The organism is Nonomuraea aridisoli (assembly GCF_003236395.1).
Lineage (GTDB): Bacteria > Actinomycetota > Actinomycetes > Streptosporangiales > Streptosporangiaceae > Nonomuraea > Nonomuraea aridisoli.
The window spans coordinates 1-396 of the sequence record NZ_POUD01000705.1 but is presented as its reverse complement, the minus strand read 5'-3'; the positions used below and the strand labels follow the sequence as shown (position 1 = coordinate 396).

Here is a 396-nt window from a genome sequence, read left to right as displayed (position 1 = left end):
CTTCTGGACGTCGTGGGCCGCCGCTGCCGACCGCCCAGGCGAGACCGACATCTCGTATACGAGCAACTGGCCGCATGAACCGCTGGTGGGCAACACCATGACCGGAGGTGCCGCAGTGTGGTCGATGGTCAGCATCGTGATGCTGCTGGGCGGTATTGCCGCCATGCTGTGGCTGCACGGCAGCAGCAAGCATGAAGAGGAGTCTGCGCCGCTGCCGGCCGATCCGTTCCTCAACGTGGTGGCCACGCCGTCGATGAAGGCCACGCGCAAGTACTTCTTTGCCGTGATCGGCCTGATGCTGGTGCAGATCGGCATGGGCGCCATCACCGCGCACTATGCGGTGGAAGGTGAATCGTTCTTCGGGATTCCGCTGGCGCAGGTGCTGCCGTACGTGAT

At 63.9% G+C, this 396-nt stretch carries 1 protein-coding gene and 1 pseudogene; both read left to right on the top strand.

Annotation, left to right across the window (positions count from 1 at the left end):
* Nucleotides 1-67: pseudogene (locus tag C1J01_RS54415) on the top strand (hypothetical protein); the annotation flags it as partial.
* A 57-nt stretch (nt 68-124) separates the two neighbouring features.
* A partial coding sequence (locus C1J01_RS54410; RefSeq protein WP_220040519.1) for a hypothetical protein occupies nt 125-396 on the top strand: 272 nt, incomplete at its 3' end.